The 19960-nt window shown below is 67.5% G+C and carries 22 protein-coding genes; 5 read left to right on the top strand and 17 right to left on the bottom strand.

Features of this window, described 5'->3' with window-relative positions:
* Positions 1-2: 2 nt before the first annotated feature.
* Genes lpxK through V8246_RS14235 form a run of 6 tightly spaced genes read right to left on the bottom strand, consistent with a single transcriptional unit; the run spans position 3 to position 7278 of the window.
* Entirely contained in the window at positions 3-1025 is a 1023-nt protein-coding gene (lpxK, locus tag V8246_RS14260) for a tetraacyldisaccharide 4'-kinase (RefSeq protein ID WP_336189785.1), read from the bottom strand.
* Entirely contained in the window at positions 1022-2776 is a 1755-nt protein-coding gene (gene msbA, locus V8246_RS14255; protein WP_336189784.1) for a lipid A export permease/ATP-binding protein MsbA, read from the bottom strand. Before msbA ends, lpxK begins: the two co-directional genes overlap by 4 nt.
* The gene (locus tag V8246_RS14250) at positions 2773-3195 is read right to left on the bottom strand and encodes a biopolymer transporter ExbD (RefSeq protein WP_187572897.1); all 423 of its coding nucleotides are present in this window, start codon (positions 3193-3195) and stop codon (positions 2773-2775) included. The genes msbA and V8246_RS14250 overlap by 4 nt, the downstream gene beginning before the upstream one ends.
* A gap of 9 nt (positions 3196-3204) precedes the next feature.
* Entirely contained in the window at positions 3205-3870 is a 666-nt protein-coding gene (locus tag V8246_RS14245) for a MotA/TolQ/ExbB proton channel family protein (RefSeq protein WP_336189783.1), read from the bottom strand.
* A 2-nt stretch (positions 3871-3872) separates the two neighbouring features.
* A complete protein-coding gene (locus V8246_RS14240) occupies positions 3873-6269 on the bottom strand; it encodes a DNA internalization-related competence protein ComEC/Rec2 (RefSeq protein ID WP_336189782.1) in 2397 nt (798 codons plus the stop codon).
* 1 nt (position 6270) lies between these two features.
* Positions 6271-7278 carry an integron integrase gene (locus V8246_RS14235; RefSeq protein ID WP_336189871.1) on the bottom strand — a complete coding sequence of 336 codons (1008 nt, stop codon included), beginning with the start codon at positions 7276-7278 and terminating at the stop codon, positions 6271-6273.
* A gap of 988 nt (positions 7279-8266) precedes the next feature.
* On the opposite strand from V8246_RS14235, the gene V8246_RS14230 reads away from it, so the two are divergent.
* From V8246_RS14230 to V8246_RS14220, 3 genes are all read left to right on the top strand, one after another.
* Positions 8267-8623, top strand: a complete 357-nt coding sequence (locus tag V8246_RS14230; protein ID WP_336189781.1) for a transposase — start codon at positions 8267-8269, stop codon at positions 8621-8623.
* A complete protein-coding gene (locus V8246_RS14225) occupies positions 8581-9426 on the top strand; it encodes an IS3 family transposase (protein WP_336189870.1) in 846 nt (281 codons plus the stop codon). The genes V8246_RS14230 and V8246_RS14225 overlap by 43 nt, the downstream gene beginning before the upstream one ends.
* Before the next feature lie 567 nt (positions 9427-9993).
* Positions 9994-10371 carry a hypothetical protein gene (locus tag V8246_RS14220; protein WP_336189780.1) on the top strand — a complete coding sequence of 126 codons (378 nt, stop codon included), beginning with the start codon at positions 9994-9996 and terminating at the stop codon, positions 10369-10371.
* A gap of 115 nt (positions 10372-10486) precedes the next feature.
* Here the strand turns inward: V8246_RS14220 and lolD are convergent, their stop codons facing one another.
* From lolD to V8246_RS14170, 10 genes are read right to left on the bottom strand one after another with little or no spacing between them, the layout of a single operon-like run.
* Positions 10487-11194: a lipoprotein-releasing ABC transporter ATP-binding protein LolD gene (gene lolD, locus V8246_RS14215; protein ID WP_284449510.1), complete on the bottom strand. Its 708-nt coding sequence runs from the start codon at positions 11192-11194 to the stop codon at positions 10487-10489.
* The gene (locus V8246_RS14210; protein ID WP_284449509.1) at positions 11187-12434 is read right to left on the bottom strand and encodes a lipoprotein-releasing ABC transporter permease subunit; all 1248 of its coding nucleotides are present in this window, start codon (positions 12432-12434) and stop codon (positions 11187-11189) included. Before V8246_RS14210 ends, lolD begins: the two co-directional genes overlap by 8 nt.
* Before the next feature lie 4 nt (positions 12435-12438).
* Positions 12439-12894: a hypothetical protein gene (locus V8246_RS14205; RefSeq protein ID WP_336189779.1), complete on the bottom strand. Its 456-nt coding sequence runs from the start codon at positions 12892-12894 to the stop codon at positions 12439-12441.
* Positions 12845-13093, bottom strand: coding sequence for a succinate dehydrogenase assembly factor 2 (locus V8246_RS14200; protein WP_162109200.1), 249 nt, complete (start codon positions 13091-13093; stop codon positions 12845-12847). Before V8246_RS14200 ends, V8246_RS14205 begins: the two co-directional genes overlap by 50 nt.
* Positions 13090-13521: an MAPEG family protein gene (locus V8246_RS14195; protein WP_336189778.1), complete on the bottom strand. Its 432-nt coding sequence runs from the start codon at positions 13519-13521 to the stop codon at positions 13090-13092. Before V8246_RS14195 ends, V8246_RS14200 begins: the two co-directional genes overlap by 4 nt.
* Before the next feature lie 4 nt (positions 13522-13525).
* Positions 13526-14308 (bottom strand): succinate dehydrogenase iron-sulfur subunit, encoded by a 783-nt coding sequence (locus V8246_RS14190; RefSeq protein ID WP_162109202.1) that lies wholly within the window; start codon positions 14306-14308, stop codon positions 13526-13528.
* A 17-nt stretch (positions 14309-14325) separates the two neighbouring features.
* Entirely contained in the window at positions 14326-16116 is a 1791-nt protein-coding gene (sdhA, locus tag V8246_RS14185; protein ID WP_185896445.1) for a succinate dehydrogenase flavoprotein subunit, read from the bottom strand.
* Between the two features lie 5 nt (positions 16117-16121).
* On the bottom strand, positions 16122-16505 hold the full coding sequence (gene sdhD, locus V8246_RS14180; protein ID WP_142124151.1) for a succinate dehydrogenase, hydrophobic membrane anchor protein: 384 nt from the start codon (positions 16503-16505) through the stop codon (positions 16122-16124).
* Entirely contained in the window at positions 16502-16894 is a 393-nt protein-coding gene (sdhC, locus tag V8246_RS14175) for a succinate dehydrogenase, cytochrome b556 subunit (RefSeq protein WP_187572910.1), read from the bottom strand. The genes sdhD and sdhC overlap by 4 nt, the downstream gene beginning before the upstream one ends.
* 59 nt (positions 16895-16953) lie before the next feature.
* A complete protein-coding gene (locus V8246_RS14170; RefSeq protein WP_162109210.1) occupies positions 16954-17139 on the bottom strand; it encodes a DUF1674 domain-containing protein in 186 nt (61 codons plus the stop codon).
* Positions 17140-17178: 39 nt separating this feature from the next.
* Here V8246_RS14170 and V8246_RS14165 point away from each other — a divergent pair, with 39 nt between their 5' ends.
* Together V8246_RS14165 and ubiM are read left to right on the top strand one after the other, a co-directional pair.
* Positions 17179-18042: a folate-binding protein gene (locus V8246_RS14165; RefSeq protein WP_336189777.1), complete on the top strand. Its 864-nt coding sequence runs from the start codon at positions 17179-17181 to the stop codon at positions 18040-18042.
* Positions 18043-18132: 90 nt separating this feature from the next.
* On the top strand, positions 18133-19362 hold the full coding sequence (ubiM, locus tag V8246_RS14160; RefSeq protein WP_336189776.1) for a 5-demethoxyubiquinol-8 5-hydroxylase UbiM: 1230 nt from the start codon (positions 18133-18135) through the stop codon (positions 19360-19362).
* A 48-nt stretch (positions 19363-19410) separates the two neighbouring features.
* On the opposite strand, the gene V8246_RS14155 is transcribed toward ubiM, so the two are convergent.
* On the bottom strand, positions 19411-19956 hold the full coding sequence (locus V8246_RS14155) for an NADPH-dependent FMN reductase (RefSeq protein ID WP_336189775.1): 546 nt from the start codon (positions 19954-19956) through the stop codon (positions 19411-19413).
* Positions 19957-19960 lie beyond the last annotated feature (4 nt).

The raw sequence follows: 19960 nt of genomic DNA, 5'->3' as shown, positions 1-19960 counted from the left end.
ATTCAGGCCTTGCCGGCGGGGGCGGCCGTGGCCTGCGCCAGCCGTTCCAGCAACGCGATCCAGAAGGCTTCCGGTAGCTTGGCCACCACCGGCACGCTGTAGAACCACCCATTGGCGAACGTCGCGCATTTCACCGCGTCCTTTTCGGTCATCAGGACGGGCAACTCGCTGCCGAACGCGAAATCCTCGGCGCGATAGGCGTGATGATCGGCGAAGGCGTGCGGCACCACGCCCAGGCCGTGGCGGCGCAGCATGGCGAAGAAGCGCGCCGGATTTCCGATGCCGGCGACGGCATGCACACGCTGGCCCGCGAATGCGGACAATGGCCTGGGACGGCCGCCGCGCAACGGCAGCGCATCGTCGGCCTGCAGGTGCATCGGCCACTCGCCGAATCCTGCGGCGTCTTCGGCATCCGGCAGGTTGACCACGCGAAAGTCGCACTCCGCCGCGCGCGCGGCCGGCTCGCGCAGCGGGCCGGCCGGCATCAGGCGGCCGTTGCCGTAGCGGCGCGCGCCGTCGATGACCTCGATCTCGATGTCGCGCCGCAGCCGGTAGTGCTGCAATCCATCATCGCAGATGACGACATCGCACCCCGCCGCGACCAGCGCCTTCGCCGCCGCCACGCGATCGCGGTCCACGCGCACCCGGGTACCGGTATGGCGCGCGATCAGGACGGGCTCGTCGCCGCCCTCGGCGGGCGGCGTGGCCGCGTCCACCCAGCGCGCCTGCGTCTCGTCGCCGCGCCCATAACCGCGGCTGGCCACCCCGGGGCGGAACCCCGCGGCCCGCAGCCGCTCCACCAACGCGATGGTCAGCGGCGTCTTGCCGGTCCCCCCGGCGATGATGTTGCCCACCACGATGACCGGGACGCCCACCCGGTGGCGGCGCAGCACGCCCATCCGGTAGAGCCGGCGACGCAGGGCGATGACGGCACCGTACACCCCCGCCAGCGCGCGTGCCCAGACCGGCACCGGCGCGTGGCCGAACCAGTAGCCCGGAGGTTGCGGCATCGTGCGCCGGCTCACCCCGCGTCGCCCTCGCGGAACTGCATCTGGTACAGGTGTGCGTAGAGGCCGCCACGTGCAAGCAGTTCATCATGGGTACCCTGTTCGACCAGGCGCCCCTGGTCCAGCACCAGCACCTGGTCGGCGTGCTCGATGGTGGACAGGCGATGGGCGATGACCAGCGTGGTGCGGTCGGGCATCAGCTTCTGCAGCGCGTTCTGCACCAGCCGTTCGGATTCGTTGTCGAGTGCGGCGGTGGCCTCGTCCAGGATCAGGATGGGCGCGTCCTTCAGCATCGCGCGCGCGATCGCCAGGCGTTGCCGCTGGCCACCGGACAGGCGCCCGCCCTTGTGGCCGATCGGTGCTTGCAGACCTTCTGGCAGTTCGCTGACGAACTCCATCGCGTTGGCACCGCGCACGGCCGCTTCCATGACGCCGGCCTGCGCGCCCTGCAGCTCGCCGTACGCCACATTCGCGGCGACGGTGCCGTCGAACAGCATCACCTGCTGCCCCACCAGCGCGATCTGCCGGCGCACGTCGGCCAGGCGGTAGTCCTGCAGGGGATGGCCGTCGAGCAGGATCTGGCCCGACTCGGCCTCGTAGAAGCGCGGTATCAGCTTGATCAGCGTGGATTTGCCGCTGCCGGAACGGCCGACGATGGCGGTGACGGTCCCCGGCCGCGCGGTGAAGCTGATGCCCTCCAGCGCGGGACGGCTCTGGCCCGGGTAGCGTGCGGTGATATCGCGGAATTCGATCACGCCTTTCGCGCGGTCCAGCGGGCGGGTGCCGTGATCCTGCTCGTCGTCCGCGTCCAGCACCGTGAACAGGCGCTGCGCCGACGCCACGCCCCGCTGCAGCATGTTCTGCACGTTGGTCAGCTGCTTCAGCGCGGGGATGATGGCCATCATCGACACCATCAACGATACGAACCCGCCTGCCGTCAGGCGCCCGGCCATCGCCTCGCGACCGGCGAAGAACAGCAGCAGCGCCAGGCCCACCGCGCCCATCAGCTGCACCATGGCCGAGGAAATGCTGCGCGTGGCCTCGACCTTCATCGCCAGCTTCAGGTTGGTGTCCGCCAGGCCGGCGTAGCGCTTCAGTTCTGTCCGCTGGGCGCCGTAGATCTTCACTTCCTGCTGGTTGGACAGGGTCTGGTCGGCGGCCTGCATCATCTCCGCCCCGCTCTCCTGGATGCGGTGGCTGATACGGCGGTAACGCTTGGCCACCCTGTCCATCATCCATGCCAGCGGCGGCGCCATCAGCAGGATGGCGATGGTCACCTGCCAGCTGGTGTAGAGCATCACGGCCAGCATGGCGACGACCTGCAGCGACTGCTGGATCATCACCTTCATCGCGTCCACGGCCGCCTGCGCCACCTGGTCGCTGTCCGATCCCAGGCGCACGAGCATCGAGGGTACAGGCTCGGTGTCGAAGCGCAGGCCGGGCAGCCGCAGGTACTTGCCCAGCACCTCGACACGGAAATCACGCGCGATGCTGCGTGCGGCCTTGCCCATGCCCATGTCGGTGATGTAACCGGCGACGCCACGGATCACGAACAGGCCCACGATGTAGGCGGGCAGCAGCAGGCTCTTGGCTTCGTCGCGCTTGATGAAGGTCTCGTCGACCACGCTTTCCATCAACTTGGCGAACGCACCGCCTGCGCCCGCCTCCAGCAGCATGCCGACCCCGGCCAGCAGCAGCAGGCCCCGATAGGGCCTGGCGAACCCGAGCAGCCGGGTATACACCTTCCACGGCGAATCGGTTCCGCTCACTTCTGCGCCTCCGGCGCGGTGGCGATGTTGACCTTGCGAAAGCCCAGCTGGCCCAGCGCATCCAGCGCGGTCACCACGGCCTGGTGCGGCGTGCGCGCATCGGCGCGCAGCAGCACGGGCCGGCTGCGGTCGCTGCCGGCGACCTGCTGCAGAGTCTGTTTGAGGGCATCGATATCGGGCCGCAGCACTTCGTGTTCATCGACGAAGTAGCGCCCGTCGGCATTGACCAGCACGCTGAGCGCCTTCACCTGCGCGGCCACCGGCTCGCCCGCGGCGCTGGGCAGCTGCAGTTGCAGCATCGAGCGGGCGTCGAAGGTGGTGGTGATGACGAAGAAGATGATCAGCACCAGGATCACGTCGATCAACGGTACCAGGTTGATCTCGGGTTCTTCCTGCGCGCGGTCGTCGCGGATGCGCATGCGGCGGCCTCAGGCGCTGGTCGGCGCCGGCGCCGCGGCGGCCGCGCCGGACGGGCGCACCACCAGGCGCGGATGGCGGGCCTCCAGCGCATCCACCAGCGCCGTGGCCTCCTTCTCCATCTCCATCACGTAACCGGTGACCCGGCCACGGAAGTAGCGGTGGAACAGCAGCGCCGGGATGGCCACGATCATGCCGGCCGCCGCGCACACCAGCGCCTTGCCGATGCCGCCCGCCAGGGCGTTGACGTCGCCCACGCCGCTGTCCTGGATGCCCAGGAACATCTGGATCATGCCGACCACCGTGCCCAGCAGGCCCAGCAGCGGCCCCGCCGAAGCGATGCTGCCTAGGGCGTTGAGGAACTTCTCCATGCGGTGGACCACGTGGCGGCCGGTGTCCTCGATGCGCTCGCGGATCTGGTCGCGTGGCCTGTTGCGCACGTCCAGCGCCGCCGCCAGCAGCTCACCCAGCGGCGAATTACGGCGCAGCGATTCGATATGGGCCGGTTCCAGCTGGCCGCGGGCGGCCCAGGCGCGGACCTCTTCGCCCAGTCCCGGCGGCAGGATCTCCTTGCGACGCAGCGACCAGAAACGTTCCACCACGATGGCCAGGGCCAGCACGCCGAGCAGCAGCAGCGGGATCATCGGCCAACCGCCGGCCTTCACCAGTTCCAGCACGTTCAGTCCTCCGGCGCATCGGGCCGTTCCTCTTCCGGCCGATAGGATAGCCCACCGGCCCGCTGGCGCCGCACCGCGTCCCACCAGCGTGGCCGGTCGTGACGCCGTTCACGCACCTGCAGCCCGTCCGCACCCACCCACACCCGCAGCGCACCGCTGGACTGCGTATCCAGCAGTTCCCCGCCGCGTGCGCGCCAGCGTGCGACCACCGGCGCCCGCGGATGACCGAAGCGGTTGGCGGCGCCGCTGGAGTTGAGCACCAGGCGGGGAGACGTGGCGGCGACGAAGGCCGGATCGGACGAACCGGCGCTGCCGTGATGCGGCAGCACCACCACGTCCGCACGCAGCGATGCCGCGTCGCGATGCACCAGCCCGCGTTCGACGATGGCGCCGATATCGCCGGGCAACAGCAGGCTGCCGTGCGCCGTTTCCACCTTCAGCACGCAGCTGGCCTCGTTGCCCAGGTAGGGGAAGTAGCGCCCTGGATGCAGGAACCGGAAACGCACCCCGTCCCACGTCCAGGCGGCGCCGGCCACACAGGGCGCCCGCGCCGGCACCCCACTGCCCAGCGGCGACAGCACGGTACGCACCGACAGGCTGTCGCGCACCGCATCCACCCCACCCGCATGATCGTTGTCGCCATGACTGACCACCAGGGCGTGCAGGTGCGTCACGCCCAGCGCCCTCAAGGCCGGGACCACGGCCCGTTCGCCGGCATCGAATCCGTCCTCGACCGCCGGTCCGGCATCGAACAGCAACGCATGGCGCGAGGTACGCACCAGCGCCGACAACCCCTGCCCCACGTCGATCACCACCAGTTCCACCTCGCCGGCGCGTGGCCGCTCACGGTCTGGCCACACCAGCGGCAGCCACAGCAGCAGCGCCAATGCCTTGCCCGGCACGCCACGCGGCATCAGCAGCCAGAACCCACCGGCCAGCGCCAGCCACAGCGTCCAGGCCGGACTTTCGGGCAGCCAGTGCAGGGCCTGGGGATGGGTGGCCACGACCTCGAAGAGGCGCCAGGTGGGCCCGAAACAGGCGGCCGCGGCCTGCCACGCCCCCACGCCTGCCCCCGCATGAACCGTATCCAGCGCCGTTCCCAGCAAGGCCAACGGGACAACCACCAGACTCCACCACGGAATCGCCAACAGATTCGCCAGCGGGCCCGCCAGCGACGCCTGCCCGAACAGCACCGCCGTGAACGGCAGCAGGCCTATCGTGGCCACCGCCTGCGCGGGCAGGAACGCCTTTGCCCAGTGCATCGACGCAGGCAGGCACCAGGCAAGCCAGGCCACACCGCCGAAACTGAGCCAGAAGCCCGCCGCCAACAGCGACAACGGATCGAATACCAGTACAGCCAGCATCGCCAGCGCCAGCACGTCCACCAGGCGCACATGGCGGCGCGCCAGACGGGCCAACACCACCACGGCGATCATCAGCACCGTGCGCACCGTCGGCAGCGCGAACCCGGCGACGGCGGCATAGGCCACGGCGCCTGCCAACGCCATCGCACCGGCCACCTGCGGACGGGGTATCCACCGCGCCAGCGCGGGCAACAGCCGCCACAGTCCCGCCCCGATCAGGGCGCAGCCGCCTGCCACCAGCCCCACATGGAATCCGGAGATCGCGATGAGATGTGTCAGGCCCGTGGCGCGCAGGACCTGCCAGTCCGCATCGTCCAGCGCCCGCGTGTCGCCCAGCGCCAAGGCGCGCACGAAGCGGGCCGCGTCGCTGCGTACTTCCCGCGCGATGCGCTGCGACATGGCATCGCGCCAGGCGTCGATCCCGCGTGGCGGCGCGAGCTCTCGCGCCAGCGCGGCATTGCGGAGGTAGCCGGTCGCTGCGATCCGCTGCGCCACCGCATGGCGTTCGGCATCCATCCCGCCCGGATTGGCCAGTCCCCGCGGCGCACGCACGCGCACCTGCAGCCGCCAGCGCTCACCCGCCCCGAGCCGCGTGCGGGGGCCGGCCACCTCGGCACCGAAGTCGTCGTACCACGCCAGCCGGACCAGCTTTCCGCGTAGCGGCGCCGGCTGTGCATCGGCATCGTCCACCCGCAGCAGGAACCGCGTGCGCCGGGCCTGCGGTTCCGGCAAGCCCACCACGCGCCCACTGACGATGACATCGCGCCCCTCCCAGGCCGGCGGCAACTGTGCACCGAAGCTCCACGTGGCATGCAGGCCGGCCCAAGCCGCGCCCGCCAGCATCGCGCCCGCCCAACGCCAATGCCTGCCCGCGTACCAGCCGCCCAATCCCGCGGCCAGACCGACCCACAGGACGGCACCAGGAAGCAGCGCGGGCGACCACAGCAGGGCCACCATGCCCAGCAAGACCGCAGAGGTGCAGGCCAGGCCGAAAGGCGGCAGCGGATATCGTGCCGGAAGGGCGGCGGCCGCCATGTCAGCGGTCCAGCGGGCTGAGCACCGCACCCGCGCCGCGGTTCAGGACATGGGTATAGATCTGGGTGGTGGCGACGTCCTTGTGCCCCAGCAGTTCCTGCACGGTGCGGATGTCGTAGCCCGCTTCGATGAGATGGGTGGCGAAGGAATGGCGCAGCGTATGCGCCGTCACCGGCTTGGTGATGCCCGCGGCAAGCTGCGCGCGCTTCAGCGACCGTGACAGCATGGCCTCGTCCAGGTGATGCCGCCGCCACCGGCCATCGCGCGGGTCCAGGCTCAGGGTCCGCGCAGGGAACACGTATTGCCATCCGAGCTCCCTTGCCGCCCTGGGATACTTGCGCGACAGCGCATGCGGCAGCCACACCTCGCCCGCGCCCCGCCCGAGATCGCACTGGTGCAGGACGTGTACGCGCTCCACCTCCGCCTGCAACGCCGGCACCAGCGACGCCGGCAACACCGTCCGGCGATCCTTTCCGCCCTTGCCCTCCCGCACCGTGATCTCGTTGCGGGCGAAATCCACGTCCTTCACCCGCAGGCGGACGCCTTCCATCAGCCGCATCCCGGTGCCGTACAGCAGCCGCGCCAGCACCGCCATGCGCCCCTCCATGTTGGCCAGCAAGGTCCGCACTTCGGTTTGCGAAAGGACCGTGGGGACACGCCGCGGCCGCTTGGCGCGTACCACGTCGTCCATCCAGGCCAGCTTCATGCCCAGCACGTCGCGGTAGAGGAACAGGATGGCCGATAGGGCCTGGTTCTGGGTGCTGGCCGCCACGTGCCCCTCCACCGCCAGACCGGTCAGGAACGCCTCGACGTGCGTCGCCCCCAACTCACGGGGATGACGTGTGCCATTGGCCAGGATGAACCGTCGTATCCATCCCAGATATGCCCGCTCGGTACGCAAGCTGTAGTGACCGACCCGCAAACGCCGGACAACGTCCTCCAACAAGCGTCCACCTACCTTGCCCTCGCCCGAATCCGATACCGCCCCGACCTTCGGCTGATATTCCATGACCGCCGCATTCCCTGCGAATAACGCGCCCACCCTCGCACCCGCCGGCAGCACCCGCCATCAGGCAAGGCATTGAACTCGCATAGGAAAAACCCGATTGACGCCCACCGGCACGACCTGAATACTCGGCGCTATCACCCCTTTTTGGGGTCTACTAGGTAGTTATGCGTGGGTAGGTGTGTTGGTGTTGTCGGCTTCGGTGATGCTGCGACTCTCGCCGCATCGCAGGCTTCGGCGTTGATCGGTCGCTGACCTGTCCGGTTCACTCGCGCCTCCCGGCTTCGCTTCACTCGGCTTCGGATGCATGGCATTCGCGCCGCTCGGCAAAGGATGGCTTCATGACTTACGGATTTGCGGCGCTGTGGGCTTCGGTCTTTGCTGGCCTCGACCTGCTCCGTGCATCTGGATGCTTTGTCCGTGCTCCCCACTCTTCCCGCACCGTTGCGGGCGGCCGGCTTCGGGTTTACCTTGGCGCGCATAACAGTTCGTCCAAGCCGAACCCGCTTCGCGGGTCGGCTTAACTCAGGTGTTAGGCCGCTCATGAGCATTGATGCGTTTGACAACATATTGCTGGAGGACACATTCGTTCTCTCGTGGCACTACGCTTCAGACTCGCTCACATTCAGCGTTCTCGCGAGCCTCTTGCAAAGCCATCCAGAAGCAACGCCACCTGCGAGTGGTGAGTGGGCTTGCTATCGCCCCGGCCTCATTCGGTTTTCTAGTGTTTCTTCTGTTAGCGGCCTGCTCCCACAAGCCGCTGTTCCACCCACTCATGACGCTGACGGCAGCATGGATTACGGCTGCATTGACGAGCTTTCGCTTGTGCGACTAGGCGAGTACCGTATTGCTGGAGAGTTCGGGGTGGTCACGGTTGCCGCAAGGGAGGTTTCACTTGTACTTAGCGCCGCGGCCTAACAATTCATTCAAGCCGAACCGGTAGTTCCTACGGTTTAGTGGACACCCTGACCTAACCCTCAGGAGTGTCCCAATGCCAAAGCCAGGCCCCCGAACCATCCATCGCTACAGCGATGCCTTCAAGGCCTCTGCCGTTCGTTTGAGCCAGCAGCCCGGCGTGCGGGTCAGCGATGTCGCCCAGTCGCTTTACATCCATCCCCACATGCTGTCTCGTTGGCGAAGACTCGCGCGAGAGGGCGTTATCGTGACCAAGGGTGCACCGGTGGATCCGTCGACGGCCGCCGAACTGAAGGCGTTGCGCAAGATCAAGCGGCAGTATGAGCAACTCAAGCTCGAGCATGACCTTTTAAAAAAAGCGATCGCGTTCACTTCCGATCGAAAAGCGAGATCTTCGCCTTCATCGAGCACCACAAGGAAACCTGTCCGGTGAGGACGATGTGCCGTCTCTACCGGGTCAGCGCGGCCGGCTACTACGCATGGGTAAGGCGACCGTGCAGTGATCGCCAGATCGAGGATGCCTGCCTGGTGGAGAAGATCCGCCGGGTGCATGAGGCCAGCCGGCACACCTATGGCAGCCCACGCGTGCATGCCGCGCTCAGGCGTCAGGGCGAGCCCGTGGGACGCCGCCGGGTGGAGCGGCTGATGCGGCAGGAAGGCGTGCGCGCCTGCTCGGCCCGCCTGTATCGCCGACGGCCCGGCCTGGCGCGGTTCCTGGACAGCGTCCCCAGCCGTGCGCACGAACACCCTTGCCATCGGCCCGATCAGATCTGGGTGGGCGATGTCACCTATCTCAAGGTCGCCGGCCAGTGGCGCTATCTGGCGACTGTGATGGATCGCTACTCCCGCCGGCTGCTGGGCTGGTCGCTGGGGCCCGAACGCACGGCCTCGCTGACCCGTCGCGCCCTGGCCGCGGCCTTGCGGACACGCGCGCCAGCCTGCGATACGCTGTTCCACAGCGACCGCGGCATCGAGTTCATGGCCAACGGCTTCAGGCAGGGATTGGCGCGCGCCGGGCTGGTGCAGTCGGTCAACCGGCCGCGCCGCATGAACGACAACGCGCACATGGAGTCATGGAACAAGTCGATGAAGTCGGACATGTATCATCGCCACCGCTTCGATAGTGAAAGCTCGCTTCGCTCGGCGATCAGTGACTACATCCAGTTCTACAATCACCAGCGCCTGCACTCGGCGTTGGGCTATCGATCACCGGTGGAGTTCGAGCAGTGCTGCTAAAGAATCGGTGTCCACTTTTTCGTAGGAACTGCCACCCGCTTCGCGGGTCGGCTTAACTCAGGTGTTAGGCGCTATGAAGCAATACAGTCGACTTCTGGCAATGACTCTAGGACCGGGATTCATTGCCGGGGCTGGTCTTATTTCGTACACGGCCTTCCAATCGTTTGCTCTTGGCAACTGCGACATGAAGTTTGGTTGCATTGGCGGCGTTCAACTTGTGGCGGCACTGGCTGCCATGTCGTTCACTCTCTCCGCACTCGGACTGGTTTTTCCTGTAGCCCTGTTCCGTTCTACCGTAAGGACGTTGCCTAAAGGATGGCTTGTGCTTTTGGTTCTCTTTCTCGCTTCCTGTCTCCTAGGCATGCTATTCACTGCCGGGCATTGGCCGTTCGAGCCATTCGTTCCTTTGTTCACCGCTTGGGCAGGAGCGTCCGCAGCTGTTGGGTTGGCGGTACTCTTCTTGGCGCGTCGCTTAGCGCCTAACAATTCATTCAAGCCGACGCCGCTTCGCGGCGCGGCTTAATTCACGCGTCAGGCGACATGTCAAAGATAATCGCAGTAGTAGCGATGCTCTTTGCGTTCCTCACTGGCTGCGCCACAGATGCAACCGTGCGCACGCATGTCAGTGAATTGGCCGGCACCTACTACAGCGGTGACGGCCTTGGCCGCTTGGTATACATCACCCTTCGCCCCGATGGGACCTTTGCTAGCGACTGGCAGGGATGCTTGGGTGTCTACGGAGAGGCGACAGGCTCTTGGCAACTGCAGGGCGACCAGATCATCTTCAACCCTGCTGCCGAGCGTGACGCTCTCGCAGGCTACTTGCGTCGGGCTACAACCATTCGGCATGACGGGCGAATTGGCTTTGCCCGTACTCAGGACGTGACGCACGACAAGATTCGCCAGGACCTGGTCTTCTTTAAACAGGACGGCGGCGCCTACTAATGCCGCCTAGCACTTCTTTCAAGCCGAATCCGCTTCCCGGGCCGGCTTAGCTCCGTTCACACCGGGGTGAGTGCGGACGACTGACGCATCGGACGGCTGACAAGTCTGCGCCCGCTCACACCGCGTCGGGCGCCAGCTCGCGCAACTTGCCCTCGTGCAGCTCAAGCACCCGGTCCAGCCGGCGTGCCAGGCGCCGGTCGTGGGTTACCAACACCAGACTGGTCTTCTGTGCGCGATTGAGTTCCAGCATCAGGTCGAACACCGTTGCGGCCGTCTTCTCGTCCAGGTTGCCGGTCGGCTCGTCGCCGAGCACGCAGGCAGGCTGGTTGACCAGGGCACGGGCGACCGCGGCGCGCTGCCTTTCACCGCCGGACAGCTCGCCGGGCTTGTGCTCGAGGCGATGCCCCAGGCCCACGGACTCCAGCAGCGCCTTCGCACGGGTCGCCGCATCGACCGTCGCGGCGCCGCCCAGCATCACCGGCATCATCACGTTCTCCAGCGCGGTGAACTCGGGCAGCAGGTGATGGAACTGGTAGACGAAGCCGAGCGACGTATTGCGAAGCTGCCCGCGCGCGGCGTCCGACAGCGACGACATCTTCTTGCCGGCCACGTAGACCTCGCCGGACGTGGGCGTGTCCAGGCCGCCCAGCAGATGCAGCAGCGTGCTCTTGCCGGCGCCCGAAGCACCGACGATGGCCACGGTCTCGCCGGGCTGCACGTTCAGTTCGAGGCCATCGAATACGGGCGTGCGCAGCTTGCCTTCGGCGTAGGTCTTGCCCAGCGCTTCGGCGTGGATGACCGCGGAACGGATGGACTCATTCATAGCGCAGCGCCTCCGCGGGCTGTGTGCGGGCGGCGCGCCACGCGGGATACAACGTAGCCAGGAAGCTCATCGTCAGCGCGACCGCTGCGATCAGCACCACTTCGCCCGCATCCAGTTCGTAGGGCAGGCCCGTGATGTAGTAGACATCCGACGGCAGCAGGGTGACGTTGAACACGGCTTCGATGGCCGCGAGGATGTGCTCCAGATTGATCGTCAGCAGGATGCCACCGATCACACCCAGCACCGTGCCCATCACGCCGATCAGCACGCCCTGCACCATGAAGACCTGCATCACCCCGCGCGGCGTCAGGCCCAGCGTACGCAGGATGGCGATGTCGGCCTGCTTGTCGGTGACCAGCATCACCTGCGAGTTCACCAACGAAAAAGCGCCCATGAGGATGATGAAGGACAACAGGATGCCCATCACCGTCTTCTCCATCTTCAGCGAGTGGTAGAGGTTGGCGTTCTCGCTGGTCCAGTCGCTGATGCGGTACGGCCCCTGCAGACGCAATGCGAGGTCGCGCGCCACGTCCCAGGACTGGTACATGTCGTGCAGCTTCAGGCGCACGCCGGTGACGCCCTCGCCCATCCGCAGCACGCGCTGCAGGTCGCCCATGTGCACGAGCGCCAGGTTGCGGTCCACATCGTTGTGGCCGACCGCGAAGATGCCGGTGACGGTGAAGCGTTTTATCTTGGGCATCGCGCCCATGGGCGTGCCCTGGAAGTCGCCGGCGGTGACCACCACGCTGTCGCCCACACCGACCCGCAGCCAGGCCGCCAGTTCCTGTCCCAGCAGGATGTGGAATTCGCCAGGTTTCAGCGAATCCAGCGTGCCCGCCTTCATCTTGTCGCCGATGACGGAGACCTTGGGCTCCTCGCCCGGCAGGATGCCGGTGACCAGCGCGCCCTGCGGGTCCGCGTTGCCGGTCAGCATGGCCTGCACATGGATGAAGGGGGCCGCCCCGGACACGCGGGGATCATCCATCGCGATCTTGGTGGCATGCGGCCAGTCCTGCATGGCCTCGCCCGCCCCCATCACGGTGGCGTGCGCGGTGGCCTGCAACAGGCGGTCGCGGATCTCGCGCTGGAAGCCGCTCATCACCGACAACGTAGTGATCAGGATCATCACGCCCAGCGCGATGCCGACGACCGAGGCCAGCGAGATGAAGGAGATGAAACCGTTGCGGCGCTTGGCGCGGAGATAGCGCAGGCCGATGGCGACGGGGATGGGCTTGAACATGCGCCTATGGTGCCCGATCCCCCCGGTGCCGCCCAGCGGCCCCGGCGCCCGCAGCAAGCCGGAGTTCACGCCGCTGCTGTGCCGGCAGCGTATCGGGCCACCACGCGGCATGCCGCCAGCGCCGCCCCGCACCCTCGCGCCACCGCAGGAACGCCAGCGGGCCACGCCAGAGGACGTGCGCGTCCTGCATCGGCGTACCGTCGACGGTGGGCAGGCGGTCGTTTCCCGGAAACCAGAAGGCGCGCCGAGGCCTCCTCCCTTCGCTGCGTGCCTGCCATCCGCCCCAGGCCAGCGCCGCGACCGCGACAGGCCAGGCCCATGGACGGGGCATTTCGCTCGCCAGGACGGAGACCGCACCCAGCACCCCCAGCAGGATCAGCACCGCCTGCAGCAGGCGCGAGGGACGCCACTCAAGCCGGCAGTTGACGGATCCTTTCGACCAGCGCGGCGAGTTCCGCATCGGGACAGTGCTCGTAGCCCATGAACCAGCGCCAGAGCTTATCGTCCTCGCAATCGAGCAGGCGTAGGAAAACCACCCGTTGCGGTTCGGATTCGGTCGCCCAGCAGCGCGCCAGGTAACGGTCGAACAACTGGTCCAGTTCGCGCATGCCGCGCCGGCAGCGCCAGCGGATACGCTTGAGTTCGGGATCGTCGCTCATGCCGCTGCCAGTGCGAAGGCCAGGCGCGCCCAGAAGGCGATCAGTACCAGTGTCGCCAGCGCATAGGCGACGAAGCGCGTCATGACGTGGTTGAAGGTGCAGTGGACCGCACTGTGCACGGCTCGCAACCCGACGAAGGCCCACGCGAGGGCAAGCGAGACCATGTCCGACACGCCGATGTGGGCCGCCAGCAGCACACCGGCGTAGAACAGCACCGGCAGCTCGAACAGGTTGCGGAAGTTGTCCGACGCGCGGGTATCGGACAGCAGGCGCACCGAATCGGCCGCACTCGCCAAGGCCTGCGCGTGGATGCGCTTGCGGGCCATCTCACCCAGGCGCAACTGGTAAAGCCTGACCCACACCAAGAAGGTCAGGCCAGCCATCGCCACCGCGGGCCAGAGGATCGCCGTGGCAGGTGCGGCACCCATGCGATCAGGCGCGACGCGCCATCATCAGCTTCTTGATCTCGGCGATCGCCAGCGCCGGGTTCAGACCCTTCGGGCAGGTCCGGGCGCAGTTCATGATGGTGTGGCAGCGGTACAGCTTGAACGGATCTTCCAGATCGTCCAGGCGTGCGCCGGTGTCCTCATCGCGCGAGTCGATGATCCAGCGATAGGCCTGCAGCAGGATCGCCGGGCCCAGGTAGCGCTCGCCGTTCCACCAATAGCTGGGGCAGCTGGTCGAGCAGCACGCGCACAGGATGCACTCGTACAGGCCGTCCAGCTTCTTGCGGTCTTCCGGCGACTGCAGGCGCTCGCGGTCCGGCGGTGCCGGGGTCTGCGTGCGGATCCACGGCTTGATCGACGCGTACTGCGCGTAGAAGTGGGTCAGGTCGGGGACCAGATCCTTCACCACGTCCATGTGCGGCAGCGGATAGATCGGCACTTCCGCCTTGGTGCAGTCGCCGATGGCCTTGGTGCAGGCCAGCGTGTTGGTGCCGTCGATGTTCATCGCGCACGAACCGCAGATGCCCTCGCGGCACGAACGGCGAAACGTCAGCGTGGGATCGATCTCGTTCTTGATCTTGATCAGCGCGTCCAGGACCATCGGGCCGCACTTGTCGAGGTCGATCTCGTAGGTGTCGGTGCGCGGATTGGCGCCGTCGTCCGGGTTCCAGCGATACACCTTGAAGGTGCGCACGTTCTTGGCGCCCTTCGCGGGGAAGTGCTTGCCCTGGGTGATGCGCGAGTTCTTCGGGAGGGAAAATTCAGCCATGTGTCGGGTCTCCCGGCTCAGTAAACGCGCGGCTTGGGCGGCACCACATCCACGTCCTTGCTGAGCGTGTACATGTGCACGGGGCGGGAATCGAAGCTGCAGGTGCCGTCGTCGGCCACATTGACCAGCGTGTGCTTCTGCCAGTTGACGTCGTCGCGCTCCGGGAAGTCCTCGTGCGCATGCGCGCCGCGGCTCTCGTGGCGCTGTTCGGCCGAATTGATCGTGGCCACGGCATTGAGCAGCAGGTTGTGCAACTCGTAGGTTTCGATCAGGTCCGAATTCCAGACCAGCGAACGGTCGCTGACCTTCACGTCCTGGAAGCTGGAGAAGATGTCGGCCATCTTGTCGCAGCCTTCCTTCAGCGTCTTGCTGGTGCGGAACACGGCGGCGTCGGCCTGCATCGTGCGCTGCATGTTGTCGCGGATGACCGCCGTGGGCGTATCGCCGTTGGCGTTGCGCAGCTTGTCCAGGTGCGACAGCGCCTTGTCGCAGGCGTCGCCCGCCAGGGGCTTGTGCGACGAACCGCTCTTGATCGTCTCGGCGCAGCGGTTGGCCACCGCGCGACCGAACACCACCAGGTCCAGCAGCGAATTCGAACCCAGGCGGTTGGCGCCGTGCACGGACACGCAGGCGGCTTCGCCGATCGCGTACAGGCCAGGCACGACCGCGTCCGGGTTGTCGCCGACCTTGCGCACCACTTCACCATGGTAGTTGGTCGGGATGCCGCCCATGTTGTAGTGCACGGTCGGGATGACCGGGATGGGCTGCTTGGTCACGTCCACGCCGGCGAAGATGTGGGCGCTCTCGGCGATGCCGGGCAGCTTCTCATTGATGACTTCGGGGCCCAGGTGGGTCAGGTCGAGCAGGATGTGGTCCTTGTGCTCGCCGACGCCGCGGCCTTCGCGGATCTCGATGGTCATCGAGCGGCTGACCACGTCGCGCGAGGCCAGGTCCTTGTAGTGCGGTGCATAGCGCTCCATGAAGCGCTCGCCGTTGCTGTTGCGCAGGATGCCGCCTTCGCCGCGCACGCCCTCGGTGATCAGGCAGCCCGCGCCGTAGATGCCGGTCGGGTGGAACTGCACGAACTCCATGTCCTGCATCGGCAGGCCTGCGCGCATCACCATGCCGCCACCGTCGCCGGTACAGGTATGGGCGGACGTCGCCGAGAAGTAGGCGCGGCCGTAGCCGCCGGTGGCCAGCACCACGCCGTGGGCGCGGAACAGGTGCAGCGTGCCGGTGGCCATGTCCAGGGCGAGCACGCCGCGGCAGGCGCCCTCTTCGTCGAAGATCAGGTCCAGCGCGAAGTACTCGACCATGAAGCGCGCATCGTGCGCCAGCGACTGCTGGTACAGCGTGTGCAGCATGGCGTGGCCGGTACGGTCGGCCGCGGCGCAGGTCCGCTGCGCCGGCGGACCTTCGCCGAACCTGGTGGTCATGCCGCCGAAGGGACGCTGGTAGATCTTGCCGTCCTCGGTGCGGGAGAACGGCACGCCGTAGTGCTCCAGCTCGATGATGGCCGGGATGGCCTCGCGGCACATGTACTCGATGGCGTCCTGGTCGCCCAGCCAGTCCGAGCCCTTGATGGTGTCGTAGAAGTGGTAGCGCCAGTCGTCCTCGCCCATGTTGCCCAGCGCGGCGGAGATGCCGCCCTGCGCCGCCACGGTGTGCGAGCGGGTCGGGAAGACCTTGGTCAGGCACACGGTCTGCAGGCCCTTGGCGGCCAGGCCGAAGGTCGCGCGCAGGCCGGCGCCGCCGGCGCCCACCACGACCATGTCGTACTTGTGTTCGGTGATCTTGTAAGCGGACATGTGGCTCAGTTCCCCAGCGCGATGCGGGCCACGGCGAAGACGCTCACGATGGCGCCCAGCACGGCGATGAATTTGACGGTGGTCTGCACCGCGAGGGCGAGCAGCGAGTTGTGCACGTAGTCTTCCAGTACGACCTGCAGGCCGAGCTGGGCGTGCCAGAACATGGCGACCAGGAAGCCGACCAGCAGCATGGCGTTCCAGGGCTTGGCGATGGCCGCCGTGGCGGTGACGTAGTCGGCGCCGGACAGGCTCAGCACGAACACCAGGAACCAGATCGTCAGCGCGACCAGCGCGGTGGCGGTCAGGCGCTGGTGGACGAAATGTTCGGTACCGGTCTTCGCCGAGCCGAGGCCGCGCGCGTTCTTGATGGGGGTACGGAAGTCGCTCATGCGCCACCTCCCAGCAGTACGTAGCCCCACACCAGGGCGGTGATGACCAGGCTGCCGATCACCGACAGCCAGCTGTTGCGCACGAACGTGGCGATGCGGTAGCCGATGGCGAAGTCCTGCACGATGTGGCGGATGCCGTTGCACAGGTGGTAGGCGAAGGCCCAGGTCCAGCCGAACAGGAACAACTGGCCGTACCAGGCGCCCGCATGTCCGGTGAAGCAGTTCCAGGCATCCGGGCCGATCATCAGCGCCACCAGGCCTGCCGTGATCAGCAGGGCGCCCGCGGCCAGGACGATGCCGGTGGCGCGATGCAGGATGGAAGTCACCATCTGGATCTGCCAACGGTAGACCTGCAGATGGGGGGAAAGCGGACGTTGTGGAGTCGCCATGCGTTGCGCTCGTTGTCTCGGCTGGGCGGTCAGGACCGCGTTGGCTTTACGCGCACTGCTCAGAAATCGATGCAGCGCCCGTTCTTTTCCCAATCCCCGTAACGCGTGGGCTCGGGCCCGTCGCGGCCGCCGATCTCCTTCTGCACGGCCGTGTCTGCTGCCCCTTCGCCCGGTGTCGGCGGTGAGGTATCGGACGGCTGTGTTCCGGGATCGGGGTCGGGAGTCGGGGGTGTTTGACCTATCATGGTGGTCTCGCAACGCACAAAATTTTAATCCTCGCCCCCTTGGCTTACAACCTTTCCCCTACCACTCCGCCGGTTTTCAGCCTGCCCGACCATGCGCTGGTGACGCTGGAAGGCCCGGATGCCGTGGCTTTCGCCCACGCCCAGTTCGCCAACGATGTCGCCGCGCTGGCGCCGGGATGCTGGCAGTGGAACGCGTGGTTGACGCCCAAAGGGCGCGTGATCGCGGTGTTCGCGCTGGCCAGGCTGGCCGAGGACCGCGTGTGGCTGGTGCTGCCCGACCACCCCGCCGAGCTGTTCGCCGAAGCGCTGCGGCGTTTCGTGTTTAGACGAAAGTTGAAGATCGAAGTCCCCGCGGACAGGGCCATCGGTGGCGCCAACGCCGCGCCCGCGCACGCGCAAGGCAACCTGCTGGGTACGGCGGGCGACGCCGTTGAACTGGACATGGGGGGCGATGGCGGTCCGCGCACGTTGCGGATCGGCACCGCGGCGCCGGACGACGAGGCTGCACGTCTCGCATGGCAGGTGTCGGACCTGCGCCACGGCCTGCCCCGCCTGCCGGCCTCCCAGCGCGAGCAGTGGACGCCGCAGCAGCTGGCGCTGGACCGGCTGGCCGCCTACAGCGTGAAGAAAGGCTGTTACCCGGGGCAGGAAATCGTGGCGCGCACGCATTTCCTGGGCAAGGCGAAGCGCTCGCTGCAATGCTTCGCCGCCGCGGGCGCCGTCGTGGCCGGCGCCTCTGTTCGCCACGAGGCGCAGGACGTGGGCGAGGCGGTGTGCGTGGCGCCCGACGACGCGCGCACGCTGCTGCTGGCCGTGATGCCGTTGGACCATGCGGGCACCGGCCTATCCGCCGAGGGCCACGCGCTGGAACGGCTGCCCCTGTACGACGGCCTGCGCCGCTGAGGGACAACCGCGCCGGGATTGATCCACGTCAATGCCGTTCGCGCGTGCCCGCCTAGACTGCCCGCAACCTCCGCAGCAGAAGGCATGCGCATGCATCACGACGTCATCATCATCGGCGCCGGCCCGGCCGGCCTGTGCCTGGCCAAGGCGCTGTGCGACCTCGATCTGAAGGTGGCGCTGGTGGAGCGTCAGGCGCGTGCCGCGATCGCCGAACCCGCCTTCGACGGGCGCGAGATCGCTCTCACGCACGCCTCGATCCGGCAACTGCGCGACCTCGGCATCTGGCAGCACCTGCCCGACGACGCCGCTGCGCCCCTGCGTGCGGCGCGGGTGATGGAAGGCGATTGCCTGCACGACATGCGCATCGATGCCGCGCTGGCAGGCAAGTCCGAGCTGGGCATGCTGGTGCCCAACCAGCGTATTCGCGAGGCGGCGTGGAAGGCGGTGGGCGGCCTGCCCGGACTGGATTTCTTCGATGGCGCACGCGTGCATGCGGTCCGCACCACCGACGACCACGCCTGCGTGACCCTGGGCGACGGCCTGCGACTGGAGGCGCCGCTGCTGGTGGCCGCCGACAGCCGATTCTCGGAGACGCGCCGTGCGATGGGCATCGGCGCGGACCAGTACGATTTCGGCAAGAGCATGCTGGTGTGCCGCATGCACCACGAGCAGCCGCACCAGGGCGTGGCGTGGGAATGGTTCGGCCACGGACAGACGCTGGCCCTGCTGCCGCTGCAGGAACACCAGGCCTCGGTCGTCGTCACTCTGCCGGACAGCGCGGCCAGGCGCCTGGCCGCGCTGGACGTCGACGCGTTCGCCCACGAAATGGAGCAGCGCTATGGCCATCGGCTGGGCCACATGCGGCTGGAAAGCAGCCGTCACGTGTATCCATTGGTCGGTGTGTACGCGCGACGTTTCGTCGCACGCCGCTTCGCCCTCGCCGGCGATGCGGCAGTGGGCATGCACCCGGTCACCGCGCATGGTTTCAACCTGGGCCTGGACAGCGTGGCACGGCTGACGGACATGGCACGCCAGGCCGTGCGTTGCGGTGGCGACCTGGGATGCGCCGAAGGCCTGGCCCGCTACGAGCGGCGGCACCGCCGGGGCACGCGTCCGCTGTACCTGGCCACCCGGGCGATCGTGGAGCTCTACACCAACGATCGTGCGCCCGCGCGCGTCGTGCGCGAAACGGTGCTGCGCGCGGGGCGGCACCTGACGCCCTTCCGGCGCGCCCTGGCCCGCACCCTGGCCGACGACGCACCGGCGACCCGCCCTCCCCTGCAGCGGCTGCGCGACGGGCTGGCGCTCCTGCGTCCGTAGGCCGCGGGGTGCGCAGAGGCCCCCGCCCGGAACGGGGCGCTTGCCCCGCTACGCGGCCAGCCAGGCCTCGAAGCGGTCGAGGAACAGCTGCAGGCGTTTGCGCAGGCGTTCGTCGCTGACGTTGCCATCGGCGTCGATCTGGCCTTCCCTGTATTGGATGGCGATTTCCGGCTGCGGAAGGACCGCCAGGTCCACGGCGGACAGCACGTTGCGAAGGTGCTGCTGCGCCGACACCGTGCCATGCGCACCCGGCGACGTGCCGATGATCGCCGCGCGTTTGCCCGCGAAGGAGTTGCTGCTGCCGGGACGCGTCCCGATGTCGATGGCGTTCTTCAGGACGCCGGGAATGGAACGGTTGTACTCCGGCGTGACGAACAGCAGCGCGTCGCAGGCCTCCACCTGTTGCTTGAAACGCAGGCCCGCGGCGGGAAACGCCGCGTCGTCGTCCTGGTCGTACAGCGGCAGGTCGGCGATGCCGATCTCCTCGAAGACGAAGCGGTCGCCCGCCAGCGTCCGCACGGCATCGGCCAGCTGGCGGTTGAAGGAACCGGCGCGCAGGCTGCCGATGACGAGGCCGATCCGGAGCGTGGGCATATCC

The sequence above is a fragment of the Pseudoxanthomonas sp. F11 genome, assembly GCF_037046485.1.
GTDB lineage: Bacteria > Pseudomonadota > Gammaproteobacteria > Xanthomonadales > Xanthomonadaceae > Pseudoxanthomonas_A.
Note: the sequence above shows the minus strand (reverse complement) of the source record. Positions and strands in the feature narration are given on the sequence as shown.

What these genes read in the sequence shown, in the direction of transcription:
- V8246_RS14200 (WP_162109200.1), bottom strand. Translation starts at nt 13,093, where the DNA reads ATGAGCGACGATCCCGAACTCAAGCGTATCCGCTGGCGCTGCCGGCGC.
- V8246_RS14190 (WP_162109202.1), bottom strand. Translation starts at nt 14,308, where the DNA reads ATGGCTGAATTTTCCCTCCCGAAGAACTCGCGCATCACCCAGGGCAAG.
- V8246_RS14210 (WP_284449509.1), bottom strand. Translation starts at nt 12,434, where the DNA reads ATGTTCAAGCCCATCCCCGTCGCCATCGGCCTGCGCTATCTCCGCGCC.
- ubiM (WP_336189776.1), top strand. Translation starts at nt 18,133, where the DNA reads ATGCATCACGACGTCATCATCATCGGCGCCGGCCCGGCCGGCCTGTGC.
- sdhA (WP_185896445.1), bottom strand. Translation starts at nt 16,116, where the DNA reads ATGTCCGCTTACAAGATCACCGAACACAAGTACGACATGGTCGTGGTG.
- V8246_RS14220 (WP_336189780.1), top strand. Translation starts at nt 9,994, where the DNA reads ATGCTCTTTGCGTTCCTCACTGGCTGCGCCACAGATGCAACCGTGCGC.
- V8246_RS14170 (WP_162109210.1), bottom strand. Translation starts at nt 17,139, where the DNA reads ATGATAGGTCAAACACCCCCGACTCCCGACCCCGATCCCGGAACACAG.
- V8246_RS14155 (WP_336189775.1), bottom strand. Translation starts at nt 19,956, where the DNA reads ATGCCCACGCTCCGGATCGGCCTCGTCATCGGCAGCCTGCGCGCCGGT.
- V8246_RS14240 (WP_336189782.1), bottom strand. Translation starts at nt 6,269, where the DNA reads ATGGCGGCCGCCGCCCTTCCGGCACGATATCCGCTGCCGCCTTTCGGC.
- V8246_RS14205 (WP_336189779.1), bottom strand. Translation starts at nt 12,894, where the DNA reads ATGCGGAACTCGCCGCGCTGGTCGAAAGGATCCGTCAACTGCCGGCTT.
- sdhD (WP_142124151.1), bottom strand. Translation starts at nt 16,505, where the DNA reads ATGAGCGACTTCCGTACCCCCATCAAGAACGCGCGCGGCCTCGGCTCG.
- V8246_RS14195 (WP_336189778.1), bottom strand. Translation starts at nt 13,521, where the DNA reads ATGGGTGCCGCACCTGCCACGGCGATCCTCTGGCCCGCGGTGGCGATG.
- lolD (WP_284449510.1), bottom strand. Translation starts at nt 11,194, where the DNA reads ATGAATGAGTCCATCCGTTCCGCGGTCATCCACGCCGAAGCGCTGGGC.
- V8246_RS14250 (WP_187572897.1), bottom strand. Translation starts at nt 3,195, where the DNA reads ATGCGCATCCGCGACGACCGCGCGCAGGAAGAACCCGAGATCAACCTG.
- V8246_RS14230 (WP_336189781.1), top strand. Translation starts at nt 8,267, where the DNA reads ATGCCAAAGCCAGGCCCCCGAACCATCCATCGCTACAGCGATGCCTTC.
- V8246_RS14235 (WP_336189871.1), bottom strand. Translation starts at nt 7,278, where the DNA reads ATGGAATATCAGCCGAAGGTCGGGGCGGTATCGGATTCGGGCGAGGGC.
- sdhC (WP_187572910.1), bottom strand. Translation starts at nt 16,894, where the DNA reads ATGGCGACTCCACAACGTCCGCTTTCCCCCCATCTGCAGGTCTACCGT.